12 protein-coding genes are annotated in these 16,202 nt (G+C 61.4%); 8 read left to right on the top strand and 4 right to left on the bottom strand.

The genetic code is table 11. The annotated features are described in order from the left end of the window. The first annotated feature begins 45 nt into the window (after positions 1-45). Genes BLW22_RS25570 through BLW22_RS25560 form a run of 3 tightly spaced genes read left to right on the top strand, consistent with a single transcriptional unit; the run spans position 46 to position 2,730 of the window. Positions 46-585 carry an ankyrin repeat domain-containing protein gene (locus BLW22_RS25570; protein ID WP_065947670.1) on the top strand — a complete coding sequence of 180 codons (540 nt, stop codon included), beginning with the start codon at positions 46-48 and terminating at the stop codon, positions 583-585. Positions 586-620: 35 nt separating this feature from the next. After that, positions 621-1,988, top strand: a complete 1,368-nt coding sequence (gene radA / locus BLW22_RS25565) for a DNA repair protein RadA (protein ID WP_053137919.1) — start codon at positions 621-623, stop codon at positions 1,986-1,988. A 16-nt stretch (positions 1,989-2,004) separates the two neighbouring features. Beyond that, complete coding sequence (locus BLW22_RS25560) at positions 2,005-2,730, top strand: hypothetical protein (RefSeq protein WP_065924178.1); 726 nt, start codon at positions 2,005-2,007, stop codon at positions 2,728-2,730. 4 nt (positions 2,731-2,734) lie between these two features. Here BLW22_RS25560 and BLW22_RS25555 read toward each other — a convergent pair whose 3' ends face one another. Beyond that, complete coding sequence (locus tag BLW22_RS25555) at positions 2,735-3,103, bottom strand: PilZ domain-containing protein (RefSeq protein WP_074847704.1); 369 nt, start codon at positions 3,101-3,103, stop codon at positions 2,735-2,737. Positions 3,104-3,277: 174 nt separating this feature from the next. On the opposite strand from BLW22_RS25555, the gene BLW22_RS25550 reads away from it, so the two are divergent. The 3 genes from BLW22_RS25550 to yjiA all read left to right on the top strand — a co-directional run bounded on the left by BLW22_RS25550 (position 3,278) and on the right by yjiA (position 6,652). Then, positions 3,278-5,344 (top strand): carbon starvation CstA family protein, encoded by a 2,067-nt coding sequence (locus BLW22_RS25550; protein ID WP_053137912.1) that lies wholly within the window; start codon positions 3,278-3,280, stop codon positions 5,342-5,344. Positions 5,345-5,359: 15 nt separating this feature from the next. Continuing rightward, positions 5,360-5,557, top strand: a complete 198-nt coding sequence (locus tag BLW22_RS25545; protein WP_003176208.1) for a YbdD/YjiX family protein — start codon at positions 5,360-5,362, stop codon at positions 5,555-5,557. Positions 5,558-5,692: 135 nt separating this feature from the next. Then, on the top strand, positions 5,693-6,652 hold the full coding sequence (gene yjiA / locus BLW22_RS25540; protein WP_065924175.1) for a GTPase: 960 nt from the start codon (positions 5,693-5,695) through the stop codon (positions 6,650-6,652). A 126-nt stretch (positions 6,653-6,778) separates the two neighbouring features. Here yjiA and glyA read toward each other — a convergent pair whose 3' ends face one another. Both glyA and BLW22_RS25530 read right to left on the bottom strand, forming a co-directional pair. Next, entirely contained in the window at positions 6,779-8,032 is a 1,254-nt protein-coding gene (gene glyA / locus BLW22_RS25535) for a serine hydroxymethyltransferase (RefSeq protein WP_017528864.1), read from the bottom strand. Positions 8,033-8,174: 142 nt separating this feature from the next. After that, positions 8,175-12,026, bottom strand: a complete 3,852-nt coding sequence (locus BLW22_RS25530; protein WP_074847703.1) for a bifunctional diguanylate cyclase/phosphodiesterase — start codon at positions 12,024-12,026, stop codon at positions 8,175-8,177. A gap of 285 nt (positions 12,027-12,311) precedes the next feature. Between BLW22_RS25530 and ettA the strand changes: the two genes are divergently transcribed. Together ettA and gdhA are read left to right on the top strand one after the other, a co-directional pair. Further along, complete coding sequence (gene ettA / locus BLW22_RS25525; RefSeq protein ID WP_065925348.1) at positions 12,312-13,976, top strand: energy-dependent translational throttle protein EttA; 1,665 nt, start codon at positions 12,312-12,314, stop codon at positions 13,974-13,976. 352 nt (positions 13,977-14,328) lie between these two features. Continuing rightward, entirely contained in the window at positions 14,329-15,666 is a 1,338-nt protein-coding gene (gdhA, locus tag BLW22_RS25520) for an NADP-specific glutamate dehydrogenase (RefSeq protein ID WP_074847702.1), read from the top strand. Here gdhA and BLW22_RS25515 read toward each other — a convergent pair. Continuing rightward, complete coding sequence (locus BLW22_RS25515; RefSeq protein WP_074847701.1) at positions 15,663-16,160, bottom strand: GreA/GreB family elongation factor; 498 nt, start codon at positions 16,158-16,160, stop codon at positions 15,663-15,665. The two genes, gdhA and BLW22_RS25515, sit on opposite strands and share 4 nt — an antisense overlap. Positions 16,161-16,202: the final 42 nt, after the last annotated feature.

Below are 16,202 nucleotides of genomic sequence, written 5' to 3'. Positions count from 1 at the left end.
TGGTCGATGCCCATGCGGGCGTCGACCTCTGGCAGGAGAGCACCCATGCGTATTTCTATCGGCTTACTGATGGCCATGCTGGCTTTTGTCGCCCATGCCGAGTCGCCCGACCCGGTCGCACTCAAGGCGCAGCTCCAGGATTATTACTTCGACGCCGCCCGCCGTGGCGACCTCGACATGCTCAACACCTTTATCGACGCCGGCTTCCCCCTCAACACCCAGGACGACAAGGGCTACACCGCGCTGATCCTCGCTGCTTACCATGGCGAAAGTACCTACGTGGAGCGTTTGCTCGCCGCCGGCGCCGACGCCTGTGTGCAGGACAAGCGCGGCAACACCGCGTTGATGGGCGCGATCTTCAAGGGCGAATTGAAAATCGCCCAGCGCCTGCTGGCCACCGACTGCAACCCCGACCAGCGTAACGGTGCCGGTCAGACGGCGGCCATGTATGCCGGGCTGTTCAAGCGCATCGAGTTGCTCGACGAACTCAAGGCCAAGGGCGCCGATCTCAACGCCGAAGACCCGGTCGGCAATAGTGCTTCACGATTGGCCAGCGGTGAAATCCGGACCCCGGCGTCGCGCTGAGCTATCATCGCGGTTTTTCGGTTGGAGGTTCTCAAATGGCGAAGGCCAAGCGCATGTACGGCTGCACGGAGTGCGGCGCGACCTTTCCCAAGTGGGCCGGCCAATGCACCGAGTGTGGTGCGTGGAATACCCTGACTGAAACCATGATCGAAAGCGGCGGCGCCGCTGCCCCTACCGGGCGTGCCGGTTGGACCGGGCAGCAGGCGCAGATCAAGACCCTGGCCGAAGTCAGCGTCGAAGAGATCCCGCGTTTCTCGACGGCTTCCGGCGAGCTGGATCGGGTTCTGGGTGGCGGCCTGGTGGACGGCTCGGTGGTGTTGATCGGCGGCGACCCCGGCATCGGCAAGTCGACGATCCTGCTGCAAACCCTGTGCAGCATCGCCAGCCGCATGCCGGCGCTGTACGTCACCGGCGAAGAATCCCAGCAACAGGTGGCCATGCGCGCGCGCCGCCTGGGCCTGCCCCAGGACCAACTGCGGGTCATGACCGAAACCTGCATCGAAAGCATCATCGCCACAGCCCGGATCGAAAAACCCAAGGTCATGGTGATCGACTCGATCCAGACGATTTTCACCGAGCAATTGCAGTCGGCGCCGGGCGGCGTGTCCCAGGTGCGCGAAAGTGCGGCGTTGCTGGTGCGCTACGCCAAGCAGAGCGGCACGGCGATCTTCCTGGTCGGCCACGTCACCAAAGAGGGCGCGCTGGCCGGGCCACGGGTGTTGGAGCATATGGTCGACACCGTGCTGTATTTCGAAGGCGAGTCCGATGGTCGTTTGCGCTTGCTGCGGGCGGTGAAGAACCGCTTCGGCGCGGTGAACGAACTGGGTGTGTTCGCCATGACTGACCGAGGGCTGAAAGAAGTCTCCAACCCATCGGCGATTTTCCTGACCCGTGCCCAGGAAGAAGTCCCAGGCAGTGTGGTCATGGCGACGTGGGAAGGCACCCGGCCGATGCTGGTGGAAGTCCAGGCGCTGGTGGATGACAGCCATCTGGCCAACCCGCGCCGCGTTACGCTGGGCCTGGATCAGAACCGCCTGGCGATGCTGCTGGCGGTGCTGCACCGTCACGGCGGCATCCCGACCCACGACCAGGACGTGTTCCTCAACGTGGTCGGCGGGGTCAAGGTGCTGGAAACCGCGTCCGACCTGGCGTTGATGGCGGCAGTGATGTCCAGCCTGCGCAACCGGCCATTGCCCCACGACCTGCTGGTGTTCGGTGAGGTGGGCCTGTCGGGCGAAGTGCGCCCGGTGCCCAGCGGCCAGGAACGCTTGAAGGAAGCGGCCAAGCATGGCTTCAAACGCGCGATCGTGCCCAAGGGCAATGCGCCGAAGGAAATGCCGCCAGGATTGCAGGTAATTGGAGTCACGCGCCTGGAGCAGGCGTTGGATGCACTTTTCGAATAATTCAGGGATGGACGCCATGCAACGATCGAATCGCTGGGGTGTAGTCGCCCTGTTTGTCGCCTTGGCCGGCTTGCCCGCCATGGCCTGGGCTGAGCTGCCAACGGGCTATCGCCTGGCGCAAACGCTGGTGACGCCAGATGGCAGTGTGCTGCAGGTGCTCGAAGACCAGCGCATCAGCCCCCAACTGCACAAGGACAGTTGGGGCAGCGGGCTGGATGAAGACTCGTTCGACGAGCCCGGCGACTTGGTCGACAACCCGCTGCTCGAAGCCCAGGTGCGCTGGGTGTCGGCCTCTGGCGAGGTGATAGCCCACGAAGACCTCGGCTACCCGTTGGCCGAGGTCGAGAAAGCCCCGATCAAAGGGCTGCCCGAACCTGTGTATTTTTTGACCATCGACCAGACCGCCCCCATGGGCAGCTACAGCGGGCCTGCCACGCAGCTGTTGCTGCCTGGCAAGCAGCAACTCAACCCGCTGGGTTACCAGGGCGCCGACGGCAAAGTCCAGGCGCTGACCCTGGCGCATACGGGCAAGGCGGCGTGGACGATCGCGACGCCAACCAGTGGCGGCGCGGATGAACTGCTGCAGGTGTCGTCATTTATGGACGGCGACGGTGAGGATGACTTTGCCACCCGTTATCAGACTTATCGGTTTGTCGACGGGCAGTGGCACGGCGCCTCAAGTCAGAAGAAGGGCTACTGGGACATGGAAAGCGAGTTTCCCGCACGTACGGCGTTTCCCTGAGCCGTTACACCTCCAGCAACGCGCCCAACTCCCGCTCCAGCTCTTCCTGGTCGCCCAGGTTCAACTCGATCAGCCGCCGCAAGTGGCTGATCGAGTCCAGGTCGATGTCTGTGCACACAAATCCCAGTTGGCCATCAGCTTCGTGGGTCAACCGTACTTGCATCTTTATATGCGCCTTGGGATCCAGGCGTATGTCGACCGCAAACGGCAGCGCCTTATTTCCCTTCCACTCTTCAGGCCGTTGCGCCAACAGGCCCTTGAGCGACAAATCCACCAATTGCACCGGCCATTCGTTGCCGTTTTGCCGAAGTTCGGTCTTGGCATCAAAGGCGATCCGGCGAAAACGACGGCGATCAGACGCTTGCTCGGTCATGGTGAAACCCTCTGTGGATAAAAGGATTGTAGCCCTGCGCCATCATCGGGTGGTTTTTTCTGCTTTTTTTGCCTCTGCAAGGCTCTAGACCAACGTAGGGGGGTGGCCTTTAAGGCCAGTAGCGCTAAACTCCGGATGGCTGTCCTTTCTGTCCACCCTGGCTGGAATATAAAAATGAAAAATAATAATAGCCTGCTACGCCACCTACCCTGGCTGGTGCTGGCAATCGTAGGAGCGTGCGCCCTGGGCGTAGTGGCCTTGCGCCGAGGCGAGGCGATCAACGCCTTGTGGATCGTGGTCGCTGCCGTGGCCATCTATCTGGTCGCTTATCGCTACTACAGCTTGTTCATCGCTAATAATGTGATGCAACTCGATCCACGGCGGGCCACCCCCGCAGTGGTCAACAATGACGGTCTGGACTATGTGCCGACCAACAAACACATCCTTTTCGGTCACCACTTTGCGGCGATTGCCGGTGCAGGCCCCCTGGTCGGCCCGGTACTGGCGGCGCAAATGGGCTACCTGCCCGGCACGCTCTGGCTGATTGCCGGCGTGGTGCTGGCCGGTGCGGTGCAGGACTTCATGGTCCTGTTCCTGTCCACGCGTCGTAATGGCCGTTCCCTGGGCGACATGGTGCGCGAAGAGATGGGGCGTATCCCGGGGACCATCGCGCTGTTCGGCTGCTTCCTGATCATGATCATCATCCTCGCGGTGCTGGCGCTGATCGTGGTCAAGGCCCTGGCCGAGAGCCCATGGGGCATCTTCACGGTGATGGCGACCATCCCGATTGCGATGTTCATGGGCATCTACATGCGCTACATCCGCCCGGGCCGCATTGGTGAAATCTCCATCATCGGCGTGCTGTTGCTGCTTGGTTCGATCTGGCTGGGCGGGCAGATCGCCGCTGATCCGGTCTGGGCCAAGGCCTTCACATTCACCGGGATCCAGATCACCTGGATGCTGATCGGCTACGGTTTCGTAGCGGCGGTACTGCCGGTGTGGCTGATCCTCGCGCCACGTGACTACCTCTCTACCTTCTTGAAAATCGGCACCATCATCGCCCTGGCGATCGGCATCCTGGTGACCATGCCCGACCTGAAAATGCCGGCGCTGACCCAGTTCATCGACGGTACCGGCCCGGTATGGAAGGGCGGCCTGTTCCCGTTCCTGTTCATCACCATTGCCTGTGGCGCGGTCTCGGGCTTCCACGCGCTGATTTCCTCGGGCACCACGCCCAAGCTGCTGGCCAGTGAAAGCCACGCCCGTTACATCGGTTACGGCGGCATGCTGATGGAGTCCTTCGTGGCGATCATGGCGATGGTTGCCGCTTCGGTGATTGAGCCAGGCGTGTACTTCGCCATGAACAGCCCGGCGGCAATCGTCGGCACTGACGTGGTGACCGTGGCACAAACCGTCAGCAGCTGGGGTTTTGCAATTACCCCCGAGGCGCTGTCGGCCGTGGCCCATGACATCGGTGAAACCACCATCCTCGCGCGTGCCGGTGGTGCGCCGACGTTGGCGGTGGGTATCGCGCAGATCCTGCACAGTGTGCTGCCGGGTGAAAACACCATGGCGTTCTGGTACCACTTTGCGATCCTGTTCGAAGCGCTGTTTATCCTGACTGCCGTCGACGCGGGCACCCGTGCCGGTCGCTTCATGCTTCAGGACTTGCTCGGCTCCTTCGTACCGGCGCTCAAGCGCACCGAGTCCTGGACCGCCAACCTGATCGCGACCGCCGGTTGCGTGGCCATGTGGGGTTACCTGCTGTACCAGGGCGTGATCGATCCACTGGGCGGTATCAATACCTTGTGGCCGCTGTTCGGTATCTCCAACCAGATGCTCGCCGGTATCGCGCTGATGCTCGCTACGGTTGTGCTGATCAAAATGAAGCGCCAGCGCTACATCTGGGTGACCATGCTGCCGGCGGTCTGGCTGCTGATCTGCACCACCACCGCGGGCTTCATCAAGCTGTTCGACGCCAACCCGGCGATCGGCTTCCTGTCCCTGGCGAAGAAGTACAGTGATGCCCTGGCGAACGGCCAGATCCTGGCCCCGGCCAAGAGCGTGGACCAGATGCAACATGTGATCTGGAACGCCTACACCAACGCAACGTTGACGGTGCTGTTCCTGTTCGTGGTGTTCAGCATCCTGTTCTATGCGCTCAAGGTCGGCGTCGCCGCCTGGGGCAACAAAGAGCGTACGGATAAAGAAGCCCCGTTCCAGGCAGTACCGGACGCCTAACCGAGGATTGCAAGCATGTTCAATGACATCAGTCGCCTCGGTAAATACCTCGGTCAGGCCGCGCGCCTGATGGTCGGCATGCCCGACTACGACACGTACGTCGAGCATATGCAAACCAAGCACCCGGACAAGCCGATGATGGACTACAAGGCGTTCTTCCGGGAACGCCAGGAGGCCCGTTACGGCGGCAAGGGTGGGCCCAAGTGCTGTTGATTTAACGCAACTCCCTGTGGGAGGGGGCTTGCCCCGATAGCGGCGTGTCAGTGACAGATCAGTGCCTGACACACTGCTATCGGATGCAAGCCCCCTCCCACATTTGTTTCTGTGTTCCTTTAAGGAGAATTTCTTTTGTCCTCTCCCATTCCAGTCACCGTTCTCAGCGGCTTTCTCGGCGCGGGCAAGACCACCTTGCTGCGCCATCTGCTCAAGGCCGAGCACGGGCTGAAAATTGCCGTGATCGAAAACGAATTCAGCGACGCCGGTATCGACACCCAATTGCTGGGCGAAGAACCGGTGCAAGTCATGACCCTGTCCAACGGCTGCGTGTGCTGCACCATCCACACCGACCTGACCAAGGCCCTGTATCTGCTGCTCGAGCGTCTGGACAGCGGTGAGATCGCCTTCGACCGCCTGGTGATCGAGTGCACCGGCCTGGCCGACCCGGCGCCGGTGGCCCAGACCTTTTTCATCGATGAGGAACTGCGCGAACGCTACATCCTTGACGGCATCATTACCCTGGTGGACGCCGCCCACGCCGAGCATCACCTGACCCAGACCATCGCCCAGGCACAGATCGGTTTCGCCGACCGGCTGCTGGTGAGCAAGCGTGACCTGGTGGATGACGCTACCTTCGAAGCACTCAGTGAACGCCTCACACGCATCAACCGCCGCGCGCCGATTCGCGTGGTCGAGCACGGCAAGATTGATCTGGCCGAACTGCTCGATGTGCGCGGCTTCAATCTCAACGCCGGCATGAGCCTGCGCCCGGTGAGCAAGGCGCCGTCCATCGACCGTATATCCAGCCTGGTGCTGCGCACCGACCAGCCACTGGATATCGACCGGCTCAGTGAGTTCATGAACGAACTGCTGGAAGACCATGGCAAGCAGCTGCTGCGCTACAAGGGCGTGCTCAATATTGCCGGCGAAGACCGCCGCATGGTGTTCCAGGGCGTGCTCAAGCTCTATGGTTTCGACTGGGATACCGAGTGGGCCGAGGGTGAGGCGCGGGAGAGTGTGATCGTGTTTATTGCCGATGAGTTGCCGGAGGACAAGATCCGAGAAGGCTTTGAGCGGGTCTATCAGGCATAAAAAAGCCCACCTGTAGGAGCGAGCTTGCTCGCGAAGAACTCACAGGCAACGCGTGCACCCAAGATGCACGCGTTATCGTTGACGTTTTTCGCGAGCAAGCTCGCTCCTACAGTGGGCTTCTTTGTATTACGCGCCGTATACCGGCAGTTTTTTGCAGATGGCCTTGACCTTCTCACGCACCGCGTCGATCACGGCTTCGTTGTTCAGGTCCGCCAGGATGTCGCAGATCCAGCCGGCCAGTTCCTTGCACTCTGCTTCCTTGAAGCCACGAGTGGTCACAGCCGGGGTGCCGAAGCGCAGGCCGGAAGTCACGAACGGCGAACGTGGGTCGTTCGGCACGGAGTTTTTGTTCACGGTGATGAAAGCTTTGCCCAGGGCAGCGTCAGCATCTTTACCGGAAATGTCCTGCTTGATCAGGGACAGCAGGAACAGGTGGTTTTCAGTACCGCCGGACACTACGTCAAAACCGCGCTCGATGAACACGCCGGCCATGGCCTTGGCGTTTTTCACCACTTGTTGCTGGTAGGTCTTGAACTCAGGCTGCAGGGCTTCCTTGAAGCAGATCGCCTTGGCAGCGATCACGTGCTCCAGTGGGCCGCCCTGGGCGCCCGGGAATACGGCGGAGTTCAGCTTTTTCTCGATCTCGGCGTTGGCGCGCGCCAGGATCAGGCCGCCACGTGGACCGCGCAGGGTCTTGTGGGTGGTGGTGGTCACCACGTCAGCGAAAGGCACAGGGTTCGGGTAGACGCCAGCGGCGACCAGACCGGCTACGTGAGCCATGTCGACGAACAGGTAGGCGCCCACCTTGTCGGCGATGGCGCGGAAGCGTGGGAAGTCGAGGATCTGCGAGTAGGCAGAGAAACCGGCCACGATCATTTTTGGCTTGTGCTCGACCGCCAGGCGCTCGACTTCGTCGTAGTCGATCAGGCCGTTGGCATCGATACCGTATTGAACGGCGTTGTACAGCTTGCCGGAGGAGGAAACGCTGGCGCCGTGGGTCAGGTGACCACCGTGGGCCAGGCTCATGCCCAGGATGGTGTCGCCGCCTTGCAGCAGGGCCAGGTACACGGCGCTGTTGGCTTGGGAGCCGGCGTGTGGCTGGACGTTGGCGTAATCGGCGCCGAACAGTTCTTTTGCACGGTCGATGGCCAGTTGCTCAACCACGTCGACGTACTCGCAGCCACCGTAGTAGCGCTTGCCTGGGTAGCCTTCGGCGTACTTGTTGGTCAGAACCGAACCTTGAGCCTCCATCACCGCAGGGCTGGTGTAGTTTTCCGAAGCGATCAGCTCAATGTGCTCTTCCTGGCGCACGGCTTCTTGCTCCATGGCGGCGAAGAGATCGGCGTCGTACTTGGCAATAGTCAAATCACGGCTGAACATGGCGGTCCTCAAGGATCGGGGGCAGAAAAGGAGGGCATTCTAACCCAATGGGTTTTAGATGGCATATGAAAGGACATCATGTCGCGGACAAGCGGGGCTCATCTCGGGATGGGTGGTGACTGTGCCGGCCTCATCACACCGCTCAATCGAACATGAACAGCGCATCATTGCTGAACTGCGCCTCGAACCGATGTGCCGGCATCGGCCGCCCGAACAGATACCCCTGCACCTCGTCGCAACCATGCTCGCGCAGGAAGTCCAGCTGCTCATGGGTTTCCACACCTTCGGCAATCACCGCCAGGTTGAGGCTGTGGGCCATGGCGATAATGGCGCGGGCGATTTGTGCATCCTGCTCGCCGGAGGGCAGGCCATCGACGAAGGTGCGGTCGATTTTCAGCACGTCGATGGGGAATTGCTTGAGGTAGTTGAGGGACGAATAACCGGTGCCGAAGTCGTCCACCGCGATGCTCAGGCCCAGGTTTTTCAGGCTGTCGAGGATGTGCATGGCTTCGTTGACTTCGCGCATCAGGATACTTTCGGTCAGCTCCAGCTCCAGGCACGCCGGCGGCAGGCCGGTGTCCTTGAGGATGGTGGCGATGCGCGTACCCAGTTGGCCGTCGGAGAACTGCCGCGCGGAGATGTTCACCGAGACTTTCGGCACCCGCACCTTGTTCTGGTGCCAGGTCTTGAGCTGGCGACAGGCTTCGCTGATCACCCAGTCGCCCACGTCCACCACCAGGCCCAGCTCTTCAAGCACCGGAATGAAGTCCCCCGGCGGCACCAGGCCACGGCGTGGGTGGCGCCAGCGCAGCAACGCCTCGGCGCCGGTCAGGCGTTTGCCGTCGCCGCTGAACTGCGGCTGGTAATAGAGCACGAATTCGTCCTGCTCCAGGGCGTGGCGCAGGTCGCTCTCCAGTTCCAGGCGTTCCAGGGCGCTGGCGTTCATATCGGCCTGGTAGAACTGGAAGTTGTTCTTGCCGCGTTCCTTGGCGTGATACATCGCGGTGTCGGCGTTTTTCATCAACTGGCTCAGCTCGTTGCCGTCCTGGGGGCTGAGTGCGATGCCGATACTGGCGGTTACAAAGAACTCGCGACCCTCCAGCACGAAGGGCTTCACCAGGCTGGCGAGGATCTGCTCGGCCACATGGATCGCGCGGTTCAGCGCCATTTCGCGGTTGACCCGCGGTTGCAGCAGCAACGTGAACTCGTCGCCGCCCATGCGTGCCACGGTGTCGTCTTCGGCCACGCAGCCGAGCAGGCGGGTCGCCATTTCCTTGAGCATGCGGTCGCCGGCCGCGTGGCCCAGGGAGTCGTTGATCGGCTTGAAACGGTCAAGGTCAAGGAACATCAGCACCACCCACGACTTCTGCCGTTCGGCTGATTGCAGCGCGGTGTGCAGGCGGTCCTGGAACAGCGTGCGGTTGGGCAGGTGGGTCAGGGCGTCGTAATAGGCCAGGCGGTGGATGCGCTGTTCGCTGGCCTTGCGTTCGCTGATATCACTGAAGAAACACACATAACTGGCCAGGTCGCCTTCGTCGTCGAACACCGCCGTAATGCCGACCCAGGCCGGGTAGTGCTCGCCGTTACGGCGCTTGAGCCACACTTCGCCTTCCCAGGTGCTGTGCTGGTGCAATTGCTTGAGCACATAGCGCAGGTGGGCTTCCTGTTGTTCGTCGAGGGTGAGCATGTTCGGCAACTGGTCGAGTACATCGCTTACCGCATAACCGCTGACCCGGCTGAACGCCTCGTTGGCCTGCACGATATAACCGGCCGGGTCGGTGATCAGGATCGCCGACGTGGAGTGTTCGAATACGGTGGCGGCCATGCGCAGGTCTTTTTCCGCGCGGCGTTGCTGGCTGATATCGCGGCCCACGCCGAGGACGCCTTCGAAGGCGCCGTGCTCATCCCATACCAGCACCAGGCGCAGCTCGATCGGCACCTTGCGGCCGTCGGCGCGCAGGCAGTCGAACAGGAACAATTGGGTCTGCACTTGATCGCGGAGTCTGTTCAGCGCGTCGGGATCGCCCAGCGCCCGGCTGACCTGTTCCAGCAAGCTATAGATGCCGGTCAGTTGCTGGGGGTTGGCGATGATCGACTGCCAGCCGTTCTTGAATACCCAGTCCACGTCGTAACCCAGCACGGCGTTGACCGACGGGCTGATGTAGTTGAGGGCCAGTTGGCTGTCGGTGGAGCAGATCACGTCGCTGATGCTTTCGGCCAGCATGCGGTAGCGCTTTTCGCTGTCGCGCAGGGACTCGCTGGCTTCGATCTGGTCGGTGATGTCCTTGGCCACACCGATGATGCGCGTGACTTGCGCCGACTTGTCCCGCGCCAGGGCCTGCTCGCGGATATCAAAGCGCCGCCATTGGTTGTTGCGATGGCGAAAGCGCAACTGGCAGTGCAACTGCGTCGCGTAGCCGGCCTGGCGTTGCTGCTGGCGCAAATCGTGGTAATGCTCGGCGTCTTCGGGGTGCAGCAGGATTTCCCAGAAATACTCGCCCATTTGCTGCAGTTCGGCCTTGGTATAGCCGAGGGTGTGGCCCAGATGGTGGTTGCTGAAGATCATGCGCTGGCTGATCACGTCCTGCACATACAAGTGGTCGGGCACGGTGCGCACCACGTCCGACCAGAAGCTTTCACGTTCCACCAACGACAGTTCGATCAGCTTGCGGCTGGTGATGTCGCTGATGCTGAGGATCACCGCCTTGAAGTCGTCCTGCTGTTCCGGCAGGCGCATCACCATCCAAAGGTATTGTTCGTTGCCGGCTACATCCTTGAGCTGGATTTCCAACTCAAGCTGATTCTGTTGGGTCAGGACCGCTTCGAGTATCTGATGTCCGATGGACGTGGTGTTGCGCGGGCAATCATCGATCAGCCGCTCCCACGCTTCCTCGCAGGAGCCCACTCTGAGCAGGCTCACCGCCACCTGGTTGATCTCGGTGATGCGCAGTTCGGTGAGCAACTGCCGGCATTCCTCGGGGGAGCTTTGCAGCCAGGCGTGCAGTTGCTCGCGGGTCTGCAAGTTCACCTTGCCAAAGAATGCATTCAGGCCCGACAGGTCAAGTACGCACAGGGCGACGCCGGTGCCTTCGAAAATATCCTGATACCGACGCCGGCCTTCATGCACCTGGCGCTGGCGGCGACGCATATTCAGCAACACGATCACGGGGATCAGCGAGAAGGCCAGGCCCAGCAGGCATTTACCGATAAACGCCGGCAGCAGTTGTTCCAGCACGGCTGCGCGGTCGAACATCCCGCGCAACTGCCAGTCGCTTTTGCTCAGGGGCGTGACCAGCACGCTTTTATTCAGGTCATCCGGGGTCAGGGCGTCGCCCCATTGCGCCGGCATGCCGCTGTCGCGGCTGACCACACGGTGGTTCAGGCGGTTCTCGATGGCCCACATCGGCCGTTGGCCCTGGCTGTCCTGGCGGGTCAGGTTGACCAGGGACTCGGGTGCCAGGCGCAGCGCCCAGTACATCCTTGAGCCGCCGCTGGGCTGGTGCAGCAGCAGATAGATGAGGGTGCCGTCGTTGTTATTGCTCAGGTAGTAGGGTTGGCCGTGGCTGCGCTGCACCAACTCTTCCAGCCAGGCGCTGTCCTGGCTGTCATTGGCGCTGTCGCTGATCATCGCGCCGCTGGGCGCCAGCAGGGCGATACTGCGAAGTTCCGGCAGCGAGCGCTGCAACGTGCGCGTCAAGGCCTGTTGCTGTTCGATGTCGCGCGGCGGCTCGACCATCGGTAGCAGGTTCAGGGCAATTTTTGCGCTCAGGGCCATGCTCAGGCTGATCTGTTCAGCCAGGTCGGCGCTGTAGTCGATGGTGTATTGCTGTTGGTTTTTCTGGTTTTGCTGCAACTGGTCCAGCAGTTGCCAGAACAATAACGCGAGCAGCAGGAGGACAAGCGTCGCCAATGCGCCTTTGAGGGTGCCGTGCAGGGGCGTTCCCGGCGCTACATGAGCGGCGCGCAAGGGCGTTGGCGGCGTGACTTTGGACAAGCTGTGATCCTGCGGTTTGGCTGGACTGGCGCGCGACGTGCACTATAAGCCGGACGCCCGAAGGGCGGCTAGCATGCCTTGACTTGTGGCAAAGTGCCAGCCCCGCTTGGCTGGACTGACCAAGCGCATTCAGGTAGCTTTGCCGGTTACGCGGGGGCGTTCCAGCCCCAGACATTCAGGCTTTTTCCGCTCGCTGGCATTGATGATAGTCAACGGCCCGCGCGGCGCATGGCCTGGCACGGGCTTCGCCCGCTTAATTCATCAGTCACTGACGCTAGGTTCACCATGGCTCAATACGTCTTCACCATGCATCGGCTGGGAAAAGTTGTCCCTCCGAAGCGGGAAATCCTGAAAAACATTTCGCTGTCCTTCTTCCCCGGCGCCAAGATCGGCGTGCTCGGCCTCAACGGTTCGGGTAAGTCCACGCTGCTGAAAATCATGGCCGGCGTCGACACCGAGTTCGAAGGCGAAGCCCGCCCGATGCCGGAACTGAACATCGGTTACCTGCCCCAGGAGCCGATCCTGGACCCGACCAAGACCGTGCGTGAAGTGGTCGAAGAGGCCGTCAGCGTGATCAAGGACGCCCAGGCCCGCCTGGACGAGGTCTACGCCGCCTACGCTGAACCGGACGCCGACTTCGACAAGCTGGCCGCTGAACAAGCCAAGCTCGAAGCCATCCTGCAGGCCGGCGACGGTCACAACCTGGAGCGCCAGCTGGAAGTCGCCGCCGATGCGCTGCGCCTGCCGGCCTGGGACGCCAAGGTCGAATTCCTGTCCGGTGGTGAAAAACGTCGTGTGGCCCTGTGCCGCCTGCTGCTGTCCGCTCCCGACATGCTGCTGCTCGACGAACCGACCAACCACCTGGACGCCGACTCCGTCGCCTGGCTGGAGCACTTCCTGCACGATTTCCCGGGCACCGTGGTTGCGATCACGCACGACCGCTACTTCCTCGACAACGTTGCCGGCTGGATCCTCGAGCTCGACCGTGGCGCCGGTATCCCTTACGAGGGCAACTACTCCGGTTGGCTCGAAGCCAAGTCCGACCGTCTGGCCGCCGAATCCAAGCAGCAATCGGCCCACGAAAAAGCCATGAAGGAAGAACTGGAGTGGGTGCGCAAAGGCGCCAAGGCCCGCCAGTCCAAATCCAAGGCCCGTCTGCAACGCTTCGAAGAAATGCAGTCGCAGGAATTCCAGAAGCGCAGCGAAACCAACGAGATCTATATTCCGGCCGGCCCGCGCCTGGGTGACAAGGTCATCGAGTTCAAGAACGTGTGCAAAGGCTATGGCGACCGCGTGCTGATCGACAACCTGTCGTTCTCCATGCCAAAAGGCGCGATCGTCGGCGTAATTGGTGGTAACGGTGCGGGTAAATCCACCCTGTTCCGCATGCTGATGGGCAAGGAAACGCCGGATTCGGGCAGCATCGAAATCGGCGAAACCGTGCAACTGGCCTGCGTGGACCAGAGCCGCGAAGACCTGGATGGCAGCAAGACTGTGTTCCAGCAAATTTCCGACGGTTCCGACCAGATCCGCATCGGCAACTATGAAATCCCGTCGCGCACCTACGTCGGCCGTTTCAACTTCAAGGGCGGCGACCAGCAGAAGTTCGTCAAGGACCTGTCCGGTGGTGAGCGCGGTCGCTTACACCTGGCCCTGACCCTGAAAGAGGGCGGCAACGTCCTGCTGCTCGACGAACCGTCCAACGACCTCGACGTTGAAACCCTGCGTTCCCTGGAAGAAGCCCTGCTGGACTTCCCGGGCGCCGCCATTGTGATCTCTCACGATCGGTGGTTCCTTGACCGCGTCGCGACCCACATCCTGGCGTACGAAGACGACTCGCAAGCGGTGTTCTTCGAAGGCAACTACACCGAGTACGAAGCGGACCGTAAAAAGCGCCTGGGCGAAGCGGCTGCCCAGCCGCACCGTGTACGGCACAAAAAACTGGCCTGATCCGGCTGGTGTGAAAAAAGCGGAGTCCTCGGACTCCGTTTTTTTTTGGGGCTGGGGTTTTGCAGTGTTTTTGACGGCCCTATCGGGTTCAAGCCCCCTCCCACATTTTTGAATGTGTTCACAACTCAAATGTGGGAGGGGGCTTGCTCCCGATAGCTGTTTCCTTGTTGGTGCATGCCGTGGGTGGGTAATCACTTTTTAAGTGCGATAAATCCCTATTTCCTGGGTTTATTTATATCTAATGCACCATTTAAATTCACAAAAGCGACATTTTGCCCTGTCGCGGTGCGACATGAATTGATAAAGTCCGGCTCAATCTCATTTAAAAACAATCAATTTGCCGAGACTTCTCATGATCGAATCCGTCGAATCCTTCCTCGCCCGCCTGAAAAAACGCGACCCCGACCAGCCGGAATTCCACCAGGCCGTAGAAGAAGTCCTACGCAGCCTGTGGCCGTTTCTTGAAGCCAATCCCCATTACCTGGCCTCGGGCATCCTGGAGCGCATCTGCGAGCCGGAGCGCGCGATTACCTTTCGGGTGTCGTGGGTGGATGATCACGGCAAGGTCCAGGTCAACCGCGGCTTTCGTATCCAGATGAACAGCGCCATCGGCCCCTACAAGGGCGGCCTGCGTTTCCACCCGTCGGTAAACCTGGGGGTGCTGAAATTCCTCGCCTTCGAGCAGACCTTCAAGAATTCCCTGACTTCGCTGCCCATGGGCGGCGGCAAGGGCGGCTCGGATTTTGATCCCAAAGGCAAGAGCGATGCCGAAGTCATGCGCTTCTGCCAGGCGTTCATGAGCGAGCTGTACCGCCATATCGGCGCAGACGTGGACGTGCCGGCCGGCGACATCGGTGTGGGCGCCCGTGAGATTGGCTTCCTGTTCGGCCAGTACAAGCGCCTGAGCAACCAATTCACCTCGGTGCTGACCGGCAAGGGCATGACCTACGGCGGCAGCCTGATCCGCCCGGAAGCCACCGGGTTCGGGTGTGTGTACTTCGCCGAAGAAATGCTCAAGCGCGACGGCCTGCGAGTGGAAGGCAAGCGTGTCGCGGTCTCCGGCTCCGGCAACGTTGCCCAATACGCGGCGCGCAAGGTCATGGACCTGGGCGGCAAGGTGATTTCCCTGTCTGACTCCGAAGGCACGCTCTACGCCGAAAGCGGCTTGACCGAGGAACAATGGTTGGCGCTGCTGGAGCTGAAAAACGTGCAGCGCGGGCGCATCAGCGAACTGGCCGGCCGTTACGGCCTGGAGTTCCGCGCCGGCAAAACCCCTTGGGAGCTGGCCTGCGACATTGCCCTGCCATGCGCTACCCAGAACGAACTCGACGCCGAAGCGGCCCGCACGCTGCTGCGCAACGGCTGCATCTGCGTGGCCGAAGGCGCCAACATGCCGACCACCCTTGAGGCTGTGGATATCTTTATCGAGGCGGGCATCCTGTTTGCGCCGGGCAAGGCATCGAATGCCGGCGGCGTCGCCGTAAGCGGCCTGGAGATGTCGCAGAACGCCATGCGCCTGTTGTGGACCGCCGGTGAAGTGGACAGCAAGCTGCACAACATCATGCAGTCGATCCACCATGCCTGTGTGCACTACGGCGAAGAGAACGGTCGGATCAACTACGTGAAGGGCGCGAACATTGCGGGCTTCGTCAAGGTTGCCGACGCGATGCTGGCCCAAGGCATCGTCTAGGCCTTGGCCTCGATGCGCAGCACTTCGATCAACTGGTCGCCGACGGGGCGCTTCCACAGTACCTCGTCCCCCACCTGGGCGCCCAGCAAGGCACGGCCCAGGGGCGAGCCCCAGTTGATCAGGCCGGCGCCGGCATCGGCCTGGTCTTCCCCGACCAATTGAATGCGCTGCTGCTCGTCATGCTCATTGGCGAACGTCACCCAGCTGCCGATCTGCACCTTGTCGGTAGACGTAGCGGGCGCCACCACCTGGGCGCTTTGCACGCGCTGGTTGAAGTAGCGCAAATCTCGCTCAAGGTCGGCCTGGCGCTGCTTATCGGCCTGTTCGCCCTTGGCGGACTCGGCGCTGTGCGCGGCTTGTAGCTGCGTAACCTTGGCCTGCAATTGCGCCAACCCTTGCGCGGTCAGGCGATTGGGCTGCTCACTGACCTGGCGCTCCACCGGCTGATCGGCCTGGGCGGCGGCGTTGTCCTCATTTACAAAAGCTCGGCTCATGACGTTCTCCCTCTATGGAGCTTGGGCCATGTTCGCCGCGCT

This window comes from Pseudomonas marginalis (assembly GCF_900105325.1).
In the GTDB taxonomy this organism is placed as follows: Bacteria; Pseudomonadota; Gammaproteobacteria; order Pseudomonadales; family Pseudomonadaceae; genus Aquipseudomonas; species Aquipseudomonas marginalis.
Note: the sequence above shows the minus strand (reverse complement) of the source record. Positions and strands in the feature narration are given on the sequence as shown.

Bases quoted from the DNA above. Each gene is read 5' to 3' on its own strand.
- ettA (WP_065925348.1), top strand. From the start codon at position 12,312: ATGGCTCAATACGTCTTCACCATGCATCGGCTGGGAAAAGTTGTCCCT.
- BLW22_RS25550 (WP_053137912.1), top strand. From the start codon at position 3,278: ATGAAAAATAATAATAGCCTGCTACGCCACCTACCCTGGCTGGTGCTG.
- gdhA (WP_074847702.1), top strand. From the start codon at position 14,329: ATGATCGAATCCGTCGAATCCTTCCTCGCCCGCCTGAAAAAACGCGAC.
- radA (WP_053137919.1), top strand. From the start codon at position 621: ATGGCGAAGGCCAAGCGCATGTACGGCTGCACGGAGTGCGGCGCGACC.
- BLW22_RS25560 (WP_065924178.1), top strand. From the start codon at position 2,005: ATGCAACGATCGAATCGCTGGGGTGTAGTCGCCCTGTTTGTCGCCTTG.
- BLW22_RS25545 (WP_003176208.1), top strand. From the start codon at position 5,360: ATGTTCAATGACATCAGTCGCCTCGGTAAATACCTCGGTCAGGCCGCG.
- BLW22_RS25515 (WP_074847701.1), bottom strand. From the start codon at position 16,160: ATGAGCCGAGCTTTTGTAAATGAGGACAACGCCGCCGCCCAGGCCGAT.
- BLW22_RS25570 (WP_065947670.1), top strand. From the start codon at position 46: ATGCGTATTTCTATCGGCTTACTGATGGCCATGCTGGCTTTTGTCGCC.
- glyA (WP_017528864.1), bottom strand. From the start codon at position 8,032: ATGTTCAGCCGTGATTTGACTATTGCCAAGTACGACGCCGATCTCTTC.
- BLW22_RS25555 (WP_074847704.1), bottom strand. From the start codon at position 3,103: ATGACCGAGCAAGCGTCTGATCGCCGTCGTTTTCGCCGGATCGCCTTT.